This is a genomic window from Dactylosporangium sp. NPDC049140, from assembly GCF_040648435.1.
Genome location: NZ_JBEZDS010000001.1, coordinates 551,747 through 570,197, shown reverse-complemented (window position 1 = coordinate 570,197; position 18,451 = coordinate 551,747). Strand labels below are relative to the sequence as shown.

The window sequence follows — 18,451 nt, the reverse complement described above, 5'->3', positions numbered from 1 at the left end:
TGCGTCGCCTACGGGCCACGATAGTAGATGGCCGAGCCGACCCGGGGGAACAAGATCAGCCCAGCCATTCACGTTCAGCTCGACGCGATCGACAGGCCACCGTCGCCGGTGCCGAGCGCGGGGCCCTCAGCGAAGGTGCCCTCGGCGAAGTTGGTCTCGAACTGCGCCTTCAGCGCGTCCAGGCCGGAGAACTCGGCGAAGTGCGACGATTCGCTGCCCTGGGCGGCGAACACCGAGTCGGACTCCTGCGAGTCGTTGGAGTAGCTGGTGTAGTCGCTGGACTCGAAGTGGCTGCCGTCCGCGCCGGTGTACTCGACGCTGCGGCCGGTCTCGAAGTCCGTGGACTCGGCCGCGCTGTGGTCCTGGGCGAAGACACCGAACTGCGAGTTGTAGTCCTGCTCGCTGCCGGCCTCCTGGTGCACCTGCTCCAGCTCACCGGACTCGTGACCCATGCTGTAGTCGCCGTACTCGCTCATCTGCGTGTTCCTCTCGGGGTGGTGGTCAACCGCTCGACGCCGTTCGTCAGCGCCGATATGAAGAACACTACTAAGAGAGGTAGTAGATGGAATCCCCGAATCGTGCCACCGTAGCTGCCCGGGAGGGCATCCCGCGCAGCCTTCTACGGTCGTATCCGTAGACGTAGACGTTCAGGCCTCGGAGAGCGGGGCCAGCTCGGGACGCTTCGCGGTCACCATGTCGCCCGAGGACTTGCCCGTCAGCCGGCGCTTCACCCACGGGGCCAGGTGCTGGGTCGCCCACTTCGCGTCGGCCGCCTTGCGCGACATCCACGACAGCTCCTCCGGCGGCGGTGGCGCGGCCAGCCAGTCCGGGTCGCACGCCACGTCGAGCTTGCTCAGCACGTGCGCGGCCACGCGGCGATGGCCCGCCGGCGACAGGTGCAGGCGGTCGATCCCCCACAGGCGCGGGTTGGCGAACTCGGTGTCGTCCCAGAGCGAGACCACGTGCGCGCCGTACTTGTCGCCCACCGCCTCGATGGCGTTGTTGAACAGGTCGACCCGGGGGCGCAGCATCTTGCCGCCCGGCATGCGGCCCGTCATGTCGGCCCAGCGGAACATGACCACGTCGGCGCCGGTGGCGCACAGCCTCTCGATGGTGCGGTCGAAGCGGGCCACGATGCCCTCGTGCTCCCAGTTGCGGCGCAGCGCGTCGTTGCCGCCGCCGGCGAAGCTGATCAGGTCGGGCTTCATGGCCACCGCCAGCGGGACCTGCTCGGCCGCGATGTTGTCGAACAGGCGGCCGCGGACGGCCAGGTTCGCGTACCGGAACTCGGGGCGGCCGACCGCCAAGACGCCGGCCACAAGGTCGGCCCAGCCGCGGTACCCCTTCCCGTCCGGCCGTGGATCATCGAGCCCCTCGGTGAAGCTGTCGCCCACCGCCACAAAGCTCCCCCACCGCTCCAAGGTCGTGCTCCTCCCCGTTGACAAAACCCCCGTTCCGCATCCTTTCAGGGCCCAAGTACGTGCGAAAGCGACTTTGCCGCACACCACACTTTCACCGGTGGTACCTGTGGATAACGCCTGTGTACTTGTGGAAAAGCTGTGCACAACTAGGGTCGGATCATGATTTTCGTGCCGTACCACCTCGATGAGCGGCTGTCCGGGCTCGAGGCCGACCTGCCCGCCGCGCCCGGAACGACGGTGACCGCGGAGCTGGCCGAGGGCGACGTCTGGGCGCGGCTCGCGGCGCTGTACGACCGGGTCGCCGACGTGGTCGCGGCGCAGGAGACGACGCCGATCGTCGTCTCCGGTGACTGCACCGTCTCGCTCGCGGCCGTGACCGGGCTCCAGCGCGCCGGCGAGGACGTCGGCGTCGTGTGGTTCGACGCGCACGGGGATGTGCAGACGCTGGAGACGACGACCTCCGGGTACATCGGCGGCATGCCTTTGCGCCTGCTGGTCGGGTATCGCCGCGAGCTCATCGCCGAGCGGCTCGGGCTGCGGGCCGTGCCCGAAGAGCGTGCGGTGCTCGCCGGAGCGAGGGATCTCGATCCCGCCGAGATCGAATATCTGGCCACGGCTACGCTTGTGCAGTACAACATCAATGCAATTCGTCCTCCGGACGGTAAGTTTCTCGTTCACGTGGATCTGGACGTCGTGGATCCGACGGAGTTGCCCGGGCTGATGTATCCGGTCGGCGGCGGGCCCTCCGCGGACGCGCTCCTGACCTCGGTGCGCGAGCTCGTGGCCACCGGGCGAGTGGCCGGCCTGGACATCGCCTGCACCTGGCGGCCCGACGGCGGCAATGCTCAACGGCGGAATTTGATCGCCGCGCTTACTAAGAGTCTCTAAAGCAAACCCACAGAGTTTCGAACTCAAAGTAATCGCACAAAAGCACAGTGTATTGAGCGCCCGCGAAACACCTTCACGATTGGCCGAACGCGTGACCCAAGAAGCGCTTGTCTAGGGAATATTGGTAGCTGTGAGAGGACGGCATCGGGCCACGGACCTGAGGAGCAACGGGTTCGTCGCCCTCGCGGCCGGCATGATCCTTCCCCTCGTCGCCATCGGTGCCGTCTACAGCGGGTACCACGCCATGTCGACGTCGGGCTGCGCGGGGACGGTGCGCCTGTCCATCGCCGCCAGCCCGGAGATCGCGCCGGTCATCAAGGACGTCGCGGCCCGGTGGGTGAAGACCGGTCCGCGGGTAAACGACGAGTGCGTCGCGGTCGACGTGGTCTCGGTCGCCTCCAGCGAGGTCGCCGCGGCCATCGCCGGAGAGAGCGGCGCGACAGTGCCCGGCCTCGGCCAGGCCGAAGGCAAGACCCAGGTACCCCAGGTCTGGATCCCCGACTCGTCGATCTGGATCCAGCGCATGCGCGCGGCCCGCGAAGACCTGGTGACCCTCGCGTCGCCGTCGCTGGCCCGCAGCCCCATCGTGCTGGCCGTGCCCGAGCCGACCGCGAAGCAGCTCGGCTGGGTCGAGAACAAGGTCACCTGGAAGCAGGTGCTCGAGCAGATCGTCGGCAACAGCCAGATCATCCCGGGCATCGTCGACCCCAACCGCGACTCGGTCGGCGTGTCGACGCTGGTGGCGATGGCCTCGGTGCGCGACCAGTTCGGCCCCGAGGGCGACTCGCTGACCGTCGGCGCGGTCAAGTCCCTGATGTCGGGCAAGAACGAGCAGCAGTCCGGCCTCATCGGGCGGTTCCCGCGCGACGCCGACCCCAAGACCCTGTCCACCGCGGTGACCCTCGCGCCGCTGTCCGAGCAGGCGCTGCACGCCTACAACGCCGCCGGACCGGCCGTTCCGCTCATCGCGGTGTACCCCGACCCGGCCCCCATCGCCCTGGACTTCCCGTACGCGGCGATGCCCCGCCTGGCCCCCGACCGCGAGGCCGCGGCCGACGCGTTCCGCCAGCAGCTTACCGGCTCCTCGTTCCGCAACCTGCTGGCCCAGCACCAGCTGCGCGCGAACGACGGCACGGTCGGCACCGGCATGACGCTTAGCCCCAGCGCCCCGCCCGGCGGTCAGGTCACCCCGGTGCCCGACGCCCAGATGATCTCCAAGGCCCTGCAGATGTGGACCGAGATCACCCAGCCGTCGCGCATGCTGGCCGTCGTGGACGTCTCGGCGGCGATGAAGACGCCGGTGCCCACGGCCGGCGGACTGACCAAGGGGCAGGTCGCCGTCCAGGCCGCGCAGGGCGGCCTGGACCTGTTCCCCGATTCGTGGGCCGTCGGGCTGTGGTGCTTCTCCACGGCCATGCCCGGCGGGCACGACTACCAGGAGCTGGTGCCGATCGGCCCGCTCACCACCCAGCGCGACCAGCTGCGCGGAGCCCTCGGGGGTCTGAAGCCGAACCCCAAGGGCGGCAGCGGTTTGTACGACACGATCCTCGCCGCGTACCAGACGGTGCAGCAGGGCTGGGACTCCGGCCGCGGCAACTCGGTCGTCGTGGTGACCGGCGGCCGCAACAACGATCCGAGCGGGCTCTCGCTCGACGGGCTGGTCACCGCGCTGCACAAGGCCGAGCACCAGGACCAGCCGGTGCAGATCATCGTCATCGGGGTCGGCTCCGAGGTCAACCAGGCCGAGATGCAGCGCGTCGTCGACGCCACGGGCGGCGCCGTCTTCATCGCCCCCGACCCGTCCAAGATCGGGGACATCTTCATGAAGGCCCTCGCCCTCGACGACGGGCGCTGAACGTGAACCTCGACCTCTCGCCGGCGCTCGAAACGCCCGCGCTGCTCGCCCCGCCCGTCCTCGCCGCGCTGCCGTCGCTGCCCGGCGCCGACCAGGTGCGGGTCGCGCCGATCGATCCCGGGCTCGCCGACACGGCGGCCTTCTGCGCGGCGTACGACGTGACCCTCGAACAATCCGCGAACTGCGTGATCGTTGTCGGCAAGCCCGCCGGCGTCTACGCGGCGTGCGTCATCCTGGCGACCACCCGCGCCGACGTGAACGGGACGGTCCGCCGGCTGCTGGGCACCCGCAAGGCCAGCTTCGCGCCGATGGACGACGCGGTGGGGCTCTCCGGGATGGAGTACGGCGGGATCACGCCGATCGGGCTGCCCGTCGGCTGGCCCGTGTACGTCGACGCGCGCGTCACGTCCGTCGACGCCGCCGTCATCGGCTCCGGCATCCGCGGCAGCAAGATCGTGCTGCCCGGCGCGGTGCTGGCCTCAATGCCCGGCGCCACCGTCGTGGACGGCCTGGCTCTCTGAGACCTGGCGCTTGAGCCGCTGCAGGATCGCCGTGCCGCCGCGCACCCGGAGCGGGCTGATCGCCTCGGCCAGGCCCATGCGCTGATAGAGATCCGGCGGTACCGCGAGCACCTCGTCGGCCGTCGCGCCCTCGAGCCCCTCGGCCAGGATGCCGGCGAACGCGCGGGTCGTCGGGGCCTCGGGCGGGCAGTCGAAGTACAGCCGAACGGTCTTCTGCTCGTTGACCTCGACCTTCAGGAAGAAGGGCGTCTGGCACTCGGGCACCTGCTCCATGCCCGCGTGCCCCTCGAGCTCGGGCGGCAGCGGCGGCACAGCGTCGGAGAACTCGAGCAACATCTCGAGCACCACATCGCGCGGCGCGGAGGCGAACTCCTCGACGATCGCGGCCAGCTTGCCGGGCATCTCCACCTTGTTAACGTACCGCTGTGCCGAACCTTGTCGCAGATGTGGTTGTGCCCGGCCGGCTCGCCGCGCTGCCGCAGCCCGTCCTGCCCGCCGACGGCCTGCTGCTGCGCCCGTGGCGGCTCGCCGACCAGCCCGCGGTCGTCGCGGCGTACTCGGACCCGGCCATCCAGCGCTGGCACTGCCGCGCGATGGACGACGACGAGGCGGCCGCCTGGCTCGCGGCCTGGCCGGAGCGGTGGAGCACCGAGACCCGCGCCGGCTGGGCGATCACGACGGACGGCGAGGAGGTGGCCGGGCAGATCTCGCTCCGGGCCCTGCAGCTGACCGACGGGCAGGCCGAGGTGTCGTACTGGGTGCTGCCCTCCCACCGCGGCCGGCGCGTCGCCCCGCGGGCGCTCGCGGCCCTGTCGGCCTGGGCGTTCGGGGAGCTCGGCCTGCACCGGCTGGAGGTCCGGCACTCGATGGACAACGAGCCGTCGTGCCGTGTGGCGACCGTGGCCGGCTTCCCGGCCGAGGGCGTGCAGCGCGGCTCGCTGCTGCACCAGGACGGCTGGCACGACATGCACGTACACGCGCGCCTCGACTCCGATTAGCCGGGGCGCGCGTGTTCTGTTGCGCTGTCTTCAGTTGTTGGGCGCGGCCTTGCTGATTCCGCCGAGCACCGACTCCGGGTCGATCTCTTCCGCGAGATCGCCGATCGACACGATGCCCACCAGGCCGTTGTTGTCGTCGCAGACCAGCACCCGGCGTACGGCCTGGTCGCGCATCAGCAGCGCGGCCGAGTGGATCGAGTCCTCCGGCCGCACGGTCACCAGCGCCTTGGTGACGATCTCCCCGATCGTCGTGGCCGCCGGGTCACACCGCTCGGCAACGGCCCGAACCACGATGTCCCGGTCGGTCACCACCCCGGTGAGCTCGGGCCCGTCTGCCACGACCACATCGCCGATATCCTGCTCCCGCATGGTCCGCGCCGCTTCGGCGAGAGTCGTCTCGCTCGGCAGATAGACCACATTCGTGGTCATCACGTCCCGGACTGTCTGCATCGCCATCGCCAAGACCCTCCAGAACCTCGTTGCCGACTTGTTACCCAACTCACGAATCTCTTAACGATCACTACGCCGGGAGCCGATCGGTCCTCTCGGTCTTCAGGAACAGCGTCGCGCCCTGTACGGCGTTGTGCTGGTCGATCTCGTCCCACGCGAGCAGCACCCCGGTCGTCGGGTCGAACACCAGCACCTCCGTCATGTCCCCGTTGCGCACCCGCGCCCCGACGCCGGCGCGCCCCGCCCGGTCGACGGTCCGCCCGACCCACTCGACGCCTTCGGTGTGCGCGAGCCGGTCGAGCAGCCGCGCCCGCAGGTCGAGCGGGACAACGTGGACGCTGAACAGGTCCCGGATCGCCCAGCAGGCCTCGCCGGGCCCCCGCTCGAACAGGTGGTCGACGGTGGGCAGCGGCTTGGTCGAACCCACCATGCCGGCGCCGAGGTCATCGGTGTGCGGCCCGGGCTCCCCGGTCGGCTGCTTCCTGTTCTTCCAGTACTGCCGGGATGCCTCGTTCGGAAAGACCGCCGGCAGCTGCCGGGTGACGATGCGCCCGGCCCCCTGCTCGTCGAACCAGATGTCCCGCTCCTGCGGAACGATGATCTGCGAGTTGCCGCCGGGCGCGTCGTCGAACACCTGGTTCCACGACACGACGCCGATGTGGGTGTACTTCCCGTGCTGCGACTCGTAAGCCGCGGCCTTCGGCGCCGCCGGCGGATCACCCTGCTCGAACGCCATGGGCCGGACGACGGGCCAGAAGTCGAGCGCCATGTCATCCACGACGGCCCCTTCCGGCGTGGCGCCCGTCGGTGCGTGAATCGCTCGGAGCGCCACCACTGCTCCGCCGCCCACCAACAGCACGAGCACCGCGGCGGCCACGAGCACCAGCCGGGACGCCCGCCGCTGGTGCCCCGGCGCATCGACCATGAGCGCCCGGGCGTCGACGGCGCGGACCTGCAGCCCCCGGGCCGGATCGAAGCGCCGGAGCATTTCGGTGACCTTCTGCTGATCAGACATGCTCCACCTCCCTGTACTCACCCAGCGCCGCCTGAAGCCGCTTGCGCGCCCGATGCAGCCGCACCGCGGCGGCCGACTTGGAACACCCGAGCACAACGGCGGCCTCGCGCAGCTCGAGCTCCTCCCACGCCACGAGCCGGAGAATCTCCTGGTCCCGCTCGGGCAGCGCACTGATCGCCCGGAGCACGTCGACCATCTCGGCCGAGGTGTCCTCAAACCCCGCGCGCAGCGCGGTTTCGTGCGGTACAACGGGCGGCGCTTTTCCCCGCCGATGATTGGCAATGACGTTCCGGGCAACCCCGTAGAGCCACGGCAACTCCCGCACGGGCACGTCATCCCGCCGCCGCCAGGCCACGATGAACGCCTCTTGCGCCAGGTCGGTAGCCACCCCGGCATCGAAAACCCGCCGAAACGCATAGCGCACGACGGCCTCGAAGTGCGCGGCAAACAGCCGGGTGAACCACTCCTCGCCCCGCTCCACACAGCCCTCCCCGGGTAGACGACACTCACCACGTATGTGTCGCCCCGGGCTCAAGGGTTTACATGGAGCGTGGTCATCGTCTACGGCCTGGCAACGACCGTGCGCTGGGCAAGCCGCGACCAGGTGGCGTTGCTCCATTCCTGGCTGACCGAACGACTCCAGCCACAACGTTGACCGCGCTCGGCGATGAGTCCGCGCGTGCCCAAGCCGCGGACGCTTTGGCCGCGCGGCGTGGTTCCACGCGTCCCGGCCGGCCGTCAAAGTGCACGTATCCACAGTGTCGTCGGGTCGGGTAGGTCGAGCCCAGCCAACTGCGCGAAGGTCCCGGGATCTGGAGCTAGGGTCGGAATCATGGCTGTTGCATCCGATTCAGCGCCGGAGCTCAAGGCGTACGCGCACCCGGAGCGGCTCGTCACCACCGACTGGCTCGCTGAGCACCTCGGGGACGCCGGGCTCGTCGTGGTCGAGTCCGACGAGGACGTGCTGCTCTACGGCACCGGGCACATTCCCGGTGCGGTCAAGGTCGACTGGCACACCGAGCTGAACGACCAGGTCACCCGCGACTACCTCGACGCCGAAGGTTTTGCCTCGCTCTGCCGCGCCAAAGGTATCGGGCCGGACGACACGATCGTGTTCTACGGCGACAATTTTAACTGGTGGGCCACCTACGCCCTGTGGGTGTTCTCCCTGTTCGGGCACCGTGACCTGCGGATCCTCGACGGCGGGCGCTCGAAGTGGATCGCCGAGGGGCGGGCGATGACCCGGGACGTGCCGGTCCGGGAAACCACAAACTATCCGGCGGTACCGCGGAATGATGCCCGGATCCGCGCGTTCCGCGAGGACGTGTTCGAGCATATTCGCACCGAACGGCCGCTGGTGGACGTGCGGTCGCCGGGGGAGTACACCGGCGAACTGCTCCACATGCCGGACTATCCGCAGGAGGGCGCCCTGCGCGGTGGCCACATCCCGGGTGCGGTGAGCAGGCCGTGGAAGCAGGCGGCGCGCGATGACGGGTCGTTCAAGCCGGCCGACGAGCTGCGAACGCTCTACGGGGAACTGGCGAAGGACGACGACATCGTGGCGTACTGCCGCATCGGGGAGCGTTCGTCGCACACCTGGTTCGTGCTGACGCACCTGCTCGGGTACGAGCGCGTGCGCAACTACGACGGGTCGTGGACGGAGTGGGGGAACCTGGTTCGCGTTCCGGTGGTGAAGGGGCCCGATCCCAAGTAGCTGTCACAAGGTAGCCGGACCGGGCCCCGCACCGCGTTACTCGTCCTCGGGTGGCAGCGAGACCAGGTAGTCGACGACCTCCGAGTACTTGGCGCTCGCCATCGCTACGGTGAGGTCCGCCGCGCCGTAGTACATCCGCAGCTCGTCGCGGGTCTCGTCGTGGACCAGGCCGGTCGGGAAGACCACGTTGGGCACGTCCCCGACGCGCTCGTAGTCGGCGTCGGGGCCGAGCACCCAGCTCGGGGTACGACGGATGACCTTGGTCGGGTCGTCCAGGTCGAGCATGATCAGGCCGACACGGTAGATCGACGTCGCGACCATCTGCTTCACGCCGTGGTACACCGCGAGCCAGCCGTGCGGCGTCTCGACCGGCGGCGGGCCCATGCCGATCCGGGTGGCGTCCCACCAGGGGCCGGAGCGCGACTGCATCACCGGCTCGGGCGTCGTCCACGAGCGCAGGTCCTTGGACTTGGACAGCCAAATGTCGGCGCGGGCCGACAGGACCGACACGGGCCGGTGGAACAGCACGTAGTCGCCGTTGATCCTGCGTGGGAGCAGCGAGGCGTTCTTGTCCTCGGGCGGCATGACGATGCCCAGGGACTCGACGGTCTGGAAGTCCTCGGTCCGGGCCAGCCCGACGCAGGGGCCGCCCGGTCCGTACGCCGTGTAGGCGATCACGTAGCCGCCGAGCTCCTCGACGTAGGTGACCCGCGGGTCTTCCACGCCCCAGCAGCTGTGGGCGTCGGTGGGGTCGTCGGTGATGAGCGGCTTGCCCTCCACGACCCAGCCGGTGCGCCCGTCCTTGCTGCGGGCGACGGTCAGGTGGGAGATGCCGCGGCGGTCCTCGATCCGGCAGAGCAGGACCGTGTCGCCGTTGTACATGCAGGCGCCCGGGTTGAAGACGCTGTTGATCGGATAGGGCCAGTCCCCCGCGTTCAGCAGGGGGTTCGTGGCTTCCCGATGGAAGAGCTCCGCGTCAAAGTGCATCGGAATGGTCCTCCGTGGAACGCAGACGGGGCGGTGTCGCGGTCGCGCTGTAGCCCGCCGACGCCCGTCCGACCACTCGCCCCTTGTTGGTGGGCTTGGCGAGCGTAGTGGACGGCAGGGAGGTCGGGACCGGTGTCGTAGCCGCCACAGGATGCGGCAGGGCGGCCAAACCGGCCCGGAGAAGGCTGAAGAGCGCTTGGTAATAGGCTAGCGTGGACTCGGCCCCCTGGTTCCCATTTGGCTCAGTGGACGACAAACCATCATGGCACGCACCGGTCGCGTCGACGTACATGCGAGCCCCGGCCCGGTTGCGGCCCAGGAACCACGCGAACGCCCAGCCGGCCAGCCCCGCGAGGTGCGGGTCGGACGTGTGCTGCCAGGCGTCCACGAGCGCCTCGGTCACCGCGGCGGCGTCCAGCGGCTGCTCGTCGCCATCGTCGGCCACCCACAGCCCCGACGGCTCGCCCCGGTGGTGCCACTTGTTGCCGACGCAGCGCAGGGTGCCGTCGGCGAGGCCCACGTGCTGGGCGTACCAGTCGAGGGCGGCGAGGGCCCGCGTGGCCGCGGCGTCGTCCTCCAGCAGTGCCGCGCCGAGGAGCATCGCCTGGGGCAGGCGGGCGTTGTCGTAGGTCAGCTCGGGCTCGAACCAGCGCCAGGCCGGGTCGGCCGTCGACGTCTCCACGAGCGCCTCGTCGAGCCGGTTGAGCAGCGGGGCGGCCAGCTCCGTGCGGCCGGCCCGGGCGAGGCCGATCAGCGCGTACGCCGCGGAGCGCAGGCCCAGCGCGCCGAGCGCATCGGTGCGCGGGCCGAGCTCGTCCAGCAGCGCCGCGGCCGGCCGGCGGATGTCGTCCGGTACCGCCGGGGTGCCCACGAGCACGCCCAGCGCCCAGACGGTACGCCCGACGTGGTCCCCCATGTGCGGCCAGTCCTGCCAGGTGCCGCCGTAGCTGAGCACGTTGTGCATCGCCCCGGACGGGTCGTAGGCCGCGGTCAGGAACCGGATCGACTGCCGCAGCCAGCGGGTCGCCTCCGCGGTCTGCCGCGCGTCGGTGCCGACCGCGAGCAGGTCCGCGGCCACGATGGCCAGCCGGGCCACGTCGTCGACGCAGTATCCGGAGGACAGCTCCGGGTTCGGGCCGGTGGCGAACTGGATGATGCCGATCTCGTCGGTGAGCCGGACGAGATGGTCGAGGTTGAGCGGCGGCGCGGCCGCGGTCGCGTGCCCCGGGCGGGCACTGGCCGCCTCGGACTGGCGCACGACGTCGGCGATGAGGTCCGCCTCGCGGGCGGCGACCGCGGGCCACGGCAGCCAGGCCGCGCACGCCTCGGCGACCGTCTTGGCCGCGGTGAGGGCCCGGGTGTCGCCGAGCAGGTCGATGATCTCGGCGCCGAGCGCGGCCCCGTCGCCGATCGGCACGACGCGGCCGGCCCCGCCGGCCAGCATGTCCTCGGCGTAGGAGTACGCCGTCGAGACCGCGGGCAGCCCCGCGCCCAGCGCGAACGTGAGCGCGCCCGAGCAGATCTGCTCGGGCTGGCGGTACGGCGTGACGAACAGCGTGCTCGCGTGCAGGATCGCGGAGAGCTCGTCGAGGGCGAGGAAGGCGTCGACGAAGTGCACGTTGCCGGTCAGCCCCAGCCGCCGGACCTGCTCGTGCAGGCTGTCGCGGTAGACCTCGCCCTCCTGCCGCTTGATCTCGGGGTGGGTCGTACCGGCGACGATGTACTGCACGTCGGGGTGCTTGCGCACGACCTCGGCGAGCGCGTCGATCGCGATGTCGATGCCCTTGCCCTTGCCCAGCAGGCCGAAGGTGGTGAGGGTCGGCTTGCCCCGCACGGTGTCGAGCAGGCCGCGCAGGGCCGGCCGCAGCGTGTCGGACGCGGGCGGGCGGCGCATCGCGTCGGGCGCGCCGTGCGGGACCACGACCAGCTGGTGACCGGCGGCGATGCCGGTGCGGATGGCGACCCGGCGCGCGGTCTCGGTGAACACCGTGACGCGGGCGGCGCGGGCGCACAGCGCGCGCAGCGTGGCGGCCTGGCCCGGCGACGGGTGCGGCAGGACGGTGTGCAGCGTCAACAGGTACGGAATGCCGCACGCGTTGAGCGCGCGGGTGAGCTCGAGCAGGTGCGAGCCGTCCGGACCCCCGAAGATCCCGTACTCGTGCTGGATCAGCACGACCTGGACGCCGGCTTCGCGCAGGATGCGGGCCGCCGACGAGTAGTCCTCGATGCGGTCCTGGGTGATGGTGGCGACGACCTCGTCGCCGTAGGTGAGCCCGTCACGGTCGATGGCCACGACGACTGATTCCAGATCGTCGGTGGCGACACCCAGCGCCTCGCGGAGGTCCGCGGTGTACGTCGCGAGACCGCATTGGCGAGGCAGATAGGTCGACACGATACCGAGTCGATAGGTCACGGCAGGGTGTGGCATGAGCACATTGTTACCCCGGGCGACTCCGAAAAACCTTCATTCGCCCGGATGAGGAACGTGCCCGAACTTGGTCGATCAGCAGCTCATGCCCGATTTCACCCCGCGTAAACCAACGATAGTGGTCAATATCTTGCATTCGCCTGCGCGACAGCTCATTGACCACGTACGGTTACGTGGGTGCCTGGAGCCAATCCGGGAGCGGTTCACGGGCGACGATCCACTCACGCGGAATGCCGGCGGTACCGACCCGAGCCGCGACGATCCCGCCGGTGATGGCGCACATCGAGTCGACGTCGCCACCCGCGCGCACACAGGCCTCCAGCGCCGCCGGATAGTCCCCGAAGTGCGCGGCCGCCACCCACAGCGCGAACGGCACCGTGTCCTGCGCCAGCGCGTGCGAACCGTTGCCGAGGTCGGCCGCGGCCACGCGCGGGTCGGTGCCCGGCGCGATGCGGGTCGCCCGGCCGATGCCGTCGCGGACGTCCGACGGCGGCAGGTGGTGCAGTACCGCACGCAGCAGCCCCGGGGCGTCCCCGGCCCGGTCGCCGGCGGCGTGCGCGGCGGCGAGGGCGACCGCGACCGCGCCGGCCACGCCCTCCGGGTGCCGGTGGGTCACCTCCGCGGAGAGCGCCGCCTCGCGCGCGGCCAGGTCCGGGTCGGCCGAGAAGAAGGCGCCCAGGGGCGCGACCCGCATCGCGGCGCCGTTGCCGGCCGACCCGCGCCCGGAGAACAGCGCGCCCGCCGCCGTGCGCCACGGAACCCCGTCCCGGATCGAGGCCAGCAAAGAAACGGCGCCGCGGCCGTACCCGCGGTCCGCGCTCCACCGCCGCGCGAACGCGAGGGCCAGCCGGTCCTGGTCGACCCGCCCGTCGCGCTCGAGCGCCTCCAGCAGCGTGCAGGCCATCTCGGTGTCGTCGGTCCAGCGCCAGGGCGCCGGCGGCGGCTCGAACACCGCGCCGTCGGCCAGCGCGGGCTTCATCTCGAACGGCGCACCCAGTGCGTCGCCGACGGACAGACCGGTCAGACTCGCGGCCGCGGCGTGACGATTCATCGACCGAAGATAAACGGGGCGGGAAATGTCAGACCCACGCGGTAGCGTGCCCGCGTGGATCGGACGTTCCAAGTGGACCTGCGCGGCATCGTCGACCTGCTCAGCCACCACCTCTATGCCAGCCCCCGGGTCTACGTCCGGGAGCTGCTGCAGAACGCCGTCGATGCGATCACGGCCCGGCGCGCGGACGACCCGGGCGCGCCCGCGGCGATCCTCATCGAGCCGCCCGACGTCACCGGCGACGGCACCCTGCGGGTCATCGACACCGGCATCGGGCTCACCGAGGAGCAGGTGCACCAGTTCCTCGCCACCATCGGGCGCAGCTCCAAACGCGACGACCTCGGCTTCGCCAGGCACGACTTCCTCGGGCAGTTCGGCATCGGCCTGCTGTCCTGCTTCCTCGTCGCCGACGAGATCCGGGTGCTGACCCGGGCCGAGGGCGGGCCGGCGGTGCTCTGGCGCGGGTATGCGGACGGCCGCTACAGCGTCCAGACCGACGACCAGCACCGCGCGGACGTCGGCACCACGGTCACCCTCATCCCGCGCCGCGACGCCGAGGAGTGGCTCAAGCGGCGGACGGTCGCCGAGCTGGCCGCGCTCTACGGCTCGCTGCTGCCCTTCCGGGTCGAGATCGCCGGCGTGCCCGTGAGCGGAGACGGGTTGCCCTGGGCGCCGGGCGCCGCGGGGCGGCGGGAGAGGCTCAGCGAGTACTGCCGCGAGGTTTTCGGTTTTGTGCCCTTCGACGTCATCGACCTGACGGTGCCCGAGTCCGGGCTGACCGGGGTCGCGTTCGTGCTGCCCACGCCGGCGAATCCGGCGGCCCGGGCCGGGCATCGCGTCTATCTCAAGCGCATGCTGCTGGCCGAGGGGGCCGAGGGGGTGCTGCCGCCCTGGGCGTTCTTCGCCCGCTGCGTGATCGACACCAGCGAGCTGCGCCCGACCGCCAGCCGCGAGGCGCTCTACGAGGACTCGCTGCTGGAGGCCGCCCGCGAGGCGCTCGGCGACCAGCTGCGCGGCTGGCTGATGCAGCTGGCCGGGCGCAACCCGCGCCGGCTCGGGGAGTTCCTCGACGTGCACCACCTCGGGGTCAAGGCGCTCGCGCTGCACGACGACGAGATGCTGCGCCTGGTCGAGCGCTGGTGGCCGATGGAGACCAACGCCGGCCGGATGACGCTCGCCGACTTCCGCGCCCAGCACGGCCTGGTGCGCTACTCGGCCCAGCTCGACGAGTTCCGCCAGATCGGCGCGGTCGCCGCGGCGCAGGGGATGCCGCTGGTCAACGCCGGATACATCTACGACACCGAGATCATCGAGCGGCTGCCGCACGTCGAGCCGGGCGCGCTCATCGAGCGGGTCGAGCCGGGCGACCTGAGCACCGCGTTCGACGCGCTCGAGCCCGAGGTCGAGCTGGCCAAGCGGCCCTTCGTGCAGCTGGCCCAGCGGGCGCTGGACCGCCTCGGGTGCGAGGTGGTGCTGCGCGCCTTCGACCCGGCGGGGGTTCCGGCGATGTACCTCACCAGCCGCTCGGCCTCCTTCGCGGCCGAGCTGCGGGCCACCCGCGAGCGCGTCGACGACGTGTGGGCCGACGTGCTCGACGCGCTGGCCCGCACCGACGAGCAGGACCGCTCCCAGCTGGTCCTCAACTACCGCAACCCGCTCGTGCGGCGGGTCACCGAGATCCCCGACGCCGACCTGGTGCGGCTCGCGGTCGAGGGGCTCTACGGCCAGGCCCTGCTGCTGGGCCACCATCCGCTGCGGCCGGCCGACGCCGCGCTGCTCAACGGCTCGTTCCTGGGCCTGCTCAACAAGGCGGTCGGACATGAAGACTGAAGAGGAGCTGTGGTCGCTGCTCCGTGAGGCCTACCAGATGCCTTACGGCGGCGCCCAGATCGCGCTCGTGGAGCAGGTCATGCAGCACGCCGACGCGGGCGGCCACGACGAGCTGCGGCTGGCCTCGCGGCTGTTCGCGACCACGGCCTACGTGCACGGCGGGGAGACGGCCAAGTCGTTCGTGACGTTCTCGTGGTGCCGCTCGGAGTACGACGCGCACCCGGAGCGCTTCGACGAGCAGGACGAGCACATGCTGCTCTGGCACTTCAAGTACATGGTCAACGGCCTGCTGAAGTTCCCCGCCGTGCCGCTGGGGCGCACCTACGACGTGCTCGACGACATGGAGCGCCGGTTCCGCGCGGGCGGGCACAGCCTGCACGCCGTCTACGCGTACCGGTACCAGGTCGCCGCGCACGTGGGCGACCCGGCGGCCGACGACTGGTACGGCAAGTGGAGCGCCGCGCCCCGCGACCAGAACTCCGACTGTGCCGGCTGCGACCCGGGCGAGAAGGTCGACCACCTCGTCGGCCGGGGCCGCGACGAGGAGGCGGTGGCGATGGCCGCCCCGGTCCTCGCCGGCCGGCTGACCTGCGTCGAGCAGCCGCAGTCGATCCTGACCTCGCTGATGGTGCCCTACGTGCGCACCGGCCGGCTGAGCGAGGCCGCGGACGCGCACCGGCAGGCCTACCGGCGGCTGCGCGGCAACCTCGCCGACATGCAGAGCATCGCCGACCACATCGAGTTCTGCGCCCGGACCGGCAACGAGACCCGCGGCCTGGAGATCGTGCAGCGGCACCTGCCGTGGCTGGAGCGCGCGCCCAGCCCGCAGGCCGAGATGTGGTTCTGCGCCGCGTCGGCGCTGCTGCTCGGCCGGATCGACCCGGCCCTGCCGCTGGGCACGACGACCGCCGGCGAGCTCGGCGCCCGCCTCGCCGCGCGGGCCCGCGAGTGGTCGGCCAAGTTCGACGAGCGCAACGGCTCGGCCGCGGTCTCCGAGCGGATCGAGGCGCTGCTCGGCGCGCCGCCGCTGATCGGGCAGCTGCCGCTCAGCGCCGTCGCGCGCCGCACCGAGGCCGCGACCCCGGCCGCCACCGCCGCGGCCGTGCCGGTCGAGGAGCTGCCCACCGACGCGGCGGCGCTCATGGACCGGGCCTGGGCGCTGTACGACGAGCATCGGATCGACGCCGTCGAGGCCGCGTTCGCCCGCTTCGACGAGCTGCACCCCGAGCCGCCGCCCGAATTGGCCGTGCGCCGCCTCGACGGGCAGGCCCGGCTCACCGCTATCCGCGACGACGGCGGGCCGGCGGCCGGGGCCCTGTTCCAGGAGACGGCCCGGGCCCATCGGGCGCTCGGCCAGGAGGCGGAGGCCCTCGGTCACGAGGTTCGCGCGCTCGGCCACGACGTGCAGGCACTCGCCGCCGAGTCTCGGGAGGTTCTGGCCCGCGAGGCCGACGAGGTGATGCTGGCCGAGCTCACCACGCTGACCGAGCGGATCGTGGCCCACCCCGGCGCCGACGCCGACCTGCGCGCCGAGGCGCGCCTGCGGGCCGAGGGCGCGCTGATGCGGCTGGAGCGGCCGGACGAGGCGCTCGCGGCCATCGACGCCGCCATCGCCGAGGAGCCGCCGAAGGCGACGCTGCGGGCCGAGCTCGTGTCCCGGCGCTCCCGGGCCCTGCTCATGCTGGAGCGGTACGACGAGGCGGTGGCCACGGCGGAGGAGGCGCTGCGGCAGTACGCCGAGATCGGCACCCCGCCCGCGGCCGGCATCCCGGCCCTCATCCGCGCCCACGCGCTGGGCAACCTCGAGCGCTTCGGCGACGCGACCGCCGGCTTCGACCAGGCGCTCACGCTCGCCTCCGACCGCAACTACCGGCTCTCCGCGCTCGTGGGCCGGGCCCGCTCCCGCCTCGCCGCCGACCGCCCGGCCGCCGCCGTCGACGACCTCGTCGAGGCCGTCGCCGACCACGTCGCCCACGGCGAAGACGTGCCGGCGGCGCTGCTGCGCTACGACCTCGCCACCGCGTACCACCAGGCCGGCCAGCCCACGGACGCGGCCGAGGCGGCGGAGAGCGCCCTGGACGCCCTCGACCGCGCCGGCGCCCAGGAGCAGGCGGACCAGACGCGGTACCTGCTCTCGAGTGTGTACCGCGAGCTGGACGAGCTCGACCTGGCGCTCGGCCTGCTGGAGACGCTCGCGGCAAACCTCGACGGCTTCGACAACCTCCCGGCGCGGGGCCGCATGCTGCAGGAGGCGGGTCAGCTGCTCTACGAGGCCGACCGCGACGCCCAGGCCGCAGAGCGGTTCGCGGCCGCCTCGGAGGCGTTCCGCGCGGCGGGCATCGTGCAGGCGGAGATGTACACCCGGCGCTTGCGGGCCTTGTCCCTGCGCTGGGCGGGCGACATCGAGGCCGCGCTGGCCGCCCTCGCGGAGGCCGACGACCTGTCGCACTCCCTCAACGGCCAGGTCGACGCGTCTGAGCCCTGGCTCATCTGGCAGCGCGCCATGCTGAACAGCGACGCGGCGCGCATTTACATCGGCGCGGGCCGCCTGGACGAGGCCGCGACGCGCTCGGCGGGGGCGGCGGAGGCGCTGCGGTCGATCGGCTCGCTGAGTGACGCCCTGGACGCGGACTTCTTGCACGCGGAGACGTTGATGCGTGCGGGGGATCCGGCCGGGGCCGAGGGACGGTTGCGGTCGGTGCTGGGGGCGGCGCCCCGGGGGTCGCAGCTGGAGCAGAACTCGGCGTGGATGCTGGCGGAGTCGCTGGAGGCGCAGGGTCGGTCGGAGGAGGCGGACGAGGTCCGGGGCAAGTATCTGGCCTAGGTCCTTGTCCGCGGAGGCCGGGTGCTTCTGGTCCTCGTGACGCCGGCCGAGTTTCCTGGTTGGTCGATAAGTCGGGCGCTCCGCGCCGCGACTTATCGTATTTATACCCCGACAGGGCATAAATACCATTTGGATGGTTCAACGCCCCCGCGGCGGCTCGTTCCGCACAGCGCGCGTCGGGCGCTGTGTCGCGCCGTGCCACGTGTGCGGAGGCGTTGCGCTGCGCGTTGGGTGGGCCTTGCGCCGCGCGATGTGCGTGTGGCTTTGATGTGCGCGGCTCCCCGGCCGCGAGCGGCGTGCGCTGTGCGGAGCCTGGGCCTTGAGTGGGTCATGAGCTGCGCAATGTCCTTGTGGCATCGGTCTGCGCGGCGTTGCGCTGTGCGGAGCCCGCGCCGTGCGGGGCACGGGTCGCGCCGTGGGAGGTGACGGCGCCGTGAGGGTCGGTTGTCTCGTGAGGTCGGCGGCCCTG

General features: G+C 71.5%; 16 protein-coding genes. 7 read left to right on the top strand and 9 right to left on the bottom strand.

Annotated features, from left to right (window positions below):
- Positions 1-74 precede the first annotated feature (74 nt).
- Together AB0B76_RS02520 and AB0B76_RS02515 are read right to left on the bottom strand one after the other, a co-directional pair.
- The gene (locus tag AB0B76_RS02520) at positions 75-476 is read right to left on the bottom strand and encodes a hypothetical protein (RefSeq protein ID WP_360368051.1); all 402 of its coding nucleotides are present in this window, start codon (positions 474-476) and stop codon (positions 75-77) included.
- Between the two features lie 171 nt (positions 477-647).
- Positions 648-1,394: an SGNH/GDSL hydrolase family protein gene (locus AB0B76_RS02515; protein ID WP_360368048.1), complete on the bottom strand. Its 747-nt coding sequence runs from the start codon at positions 1,392-1,394 to the stop codon at positions 648-650.
- Positions 1,395-1,580: 186 nt separating this feature from the next.
- On the opposite strand from AB0B76_RS02515, the gene AB0B76_RS02510 reads away from it, so the two are divergent.
- From AB0B76_RS02510 to AB0B76_RS02500, 3 genes are all read left to right on the top strand, one after another.
- On the top strand, positions 1,581-2,309 hold the full coding sequence (locus tag AB0B76_RS02510) for an arginase family protein (RefSeq protein ID WP_360368045.1): 729 nt from the start codon (positions 1,581-1,583) through the stop codon (positions 2,307-2,309).
- 130 nt (positions 2,310-2,439) lie between these two features.
- On the top strand, positions 2,440-4,164 hold the full coding sequence (locus AB0B76_RS02505; RefSeq protein WP_360368042.1) for a substrate-binding domain-containing protein: 1,725 nt from the start codon (positions 2,440-2,442) through the stop codon (positions 4,162-4,164).
- A 41-nt stretch (positions 4,165-4,205) separates the two neighbouring features.
- Positions 4,206-4,685 (top strand): YbaK/EbsC family protein, encoded by a 480-nt coding sequence (locus AB0B76_RS02500; RefSeq protein ID WP_360368720.1) that lies wholly within the window; start codon positions 4,206-4,208, stop codon positions 4,683-4,685.
- Here AB0B76_RS02500 and AB0B76_RS02495 read toward each other — a convergent pair.
- On the bottom strand, positions 4,644-5,087 hold the full coding sequence (locus tag AB0B76_RS02495; RefSeq protein WP_360368717.1) for a SufE family protein: 444 nt from the start codon (positions 5,085-5,087) through the stop codon (positions 4,644-4,646). The genes AB0B76_RS02500 and AB0B76_RS02495 overlap by 42 nt on opposite strands.
- Before the next feature lie 23 nt (positions 5,088-5,110).
- Here AB0B76_RS02495 and AB0B76_RS02490 point away from each other — a divergent pair, with 23 nt between their 5' ends.
- The gene (locus AB0B76_RS02490; protein WP_360368039.1) at positions 5,111-5,683 is read left to right on the top strand and encodes a GNAT family N-acetyltransferase; all 573 of its coding nucleotides are present in this window, start codon (positions 5,111-5,113) and stop codon (positions 5,681-5,683) included.
- Between the two features lie 30 nt (positions 5,684-5,713).
- On the opposite strand, the gene AB0B76_RS02485 is transcribed toward AB0B76_RS02490, so the two are convergent.
- The 3 genes from AB0B76_RS02485 to AB0B76_RS02475 form a co-directional block, all read right to left on the bottom strand.
- The gene (locus tag AB0B76_RS02485) at positions 5,714-6,139 is read right to left on the bottom strand and encodes a CBS domain-containing protein (protein ID WP_360368036.1); all 426 of its coding nucleotides are present in this window, start codon (positions 6,137-6,139) and stop codon (positions 5,714-5,716) included.
- A 64-nt stretch (positions 6,140-6,203) separates the two neighbouring features.
- A complete protein-coding gene (locus AB0B76_RS02480; protein WP_360368034.1) occupies positions 6,204-7,148 on the bottom strand; it encodes a hypothetical protein in 945 nt (314 codons plus the stop codon).
- Positions 7,141-7,629, bottom strand: coding sequence for a sigma-70 family RNA polymerase sigma factor (locus AB0B76_RS02475; protein WP_360368031.1), 489 nt, complete (start codon positions 7,627-7,629; stop codon positions 7,141-7,143). The genes AB0B76_RS02480 and AB0B76_RS02475 overlap by 8 nt, the downstream gene beginning before the upstream one ends.
- A gap of 351 nt (positions 7,630-7,980) precedes the next feature.
- Between AB0B76_RS02475 and AB0B76_RS02470 the strand changes: the two genes are divergently transcribed.
- On the top strand, positions 7,981-8,862 hold the full coding sequence (locus tag AB0B76_RS02470; protein WP_360368028.1) for a sulfurtransferase: 882 nt from the start codon (positions 7,981-7,983) through the stop codon (positions 8,860-8,862).
- A 36-nt stretch (positions 8,863-8,898) separates the two neighbouring features.
- On the opposite strand, the gene AB0B76_RS02465 is transcribed toward AB0B76_RS02470, so the two are convergent.
- The 3 genes from AB0B76_RS02465 to AB0B76_RS02455 all read right to left on the bottom strand — a co-directional run bounded on the left by AB0B76_RS02465 (position 8,899) and on the right by AB0B76_RS02455 (position 13,328).
- Entirely contained in the window at positions 8,899-9,849 is a 951-nt protein-coding gene (locus AB0B76_RS02465) for a hypothetical protein (protein ID WP_360368025.1), read from the bottom strand.
- Positions 9,839-12,241, bottom strand: coding sequence for a glycosyltransferase (locus AB0B76_RS02460; RefSeq protein ID WP_360368022.1), 2,403 nt, complete (start codon positions 12,239-12,241; stop codon positions 9,839-9,841). Before AB0B76_RS02460 ends, AB0B76_RS02465 begins: the two co-directional genes overlap by 11 nt.
- A gap of 205 nt (positions 12,242-12,446) precedes the next feature.
- Complete coding sequence (locus AB0B76_RS02455) at positions 12,447-13,328, bottom strand: ADP-ribosylglycohydrolase family protein (RefSeq protein ID WP_360368019.1); 882 nt, start codon at positions 13,326-13,328, stop codon at positions 12,447-12,449.
- Between the two features lie 54 nt (positions 13,329-13,382).
- Between AB0B76_RS02455 and AB0B76_RS02450 the strand changes: the two genes are divergently transcribed.
- Together AB0B76_RS02450 and AB0B76_RS02445 are read left to right on the top strand one after the other, a co-directional pair.
- A complete protein-coding gene (locus tag AB0B76_RS02450; RefSeq protein ID WP_360368016.1) occupies positions 13,383-15,158 on the top strand; it encodes an HSP90 family protein in 1,776 nt (591 codons plus the stop codon).
- On the top strand, positions 15,148-17,982 hold the full coding sequence (locus AB0B76_RS02445) for a tetratricopeptide repeat protein (RefSeq protein ID WP_360368014.1): 2,835 nt from the start codon (positions 15,148-15,150) through the stop codon (positions 17,980-17,982). Before AB0B76_RS02450 ends, AB0B76_RS02445 begins: the two co-directional genes overlap by 11 nt.
- Positions 17,983-18,451 lie beyond the last annotated feature (469 nt).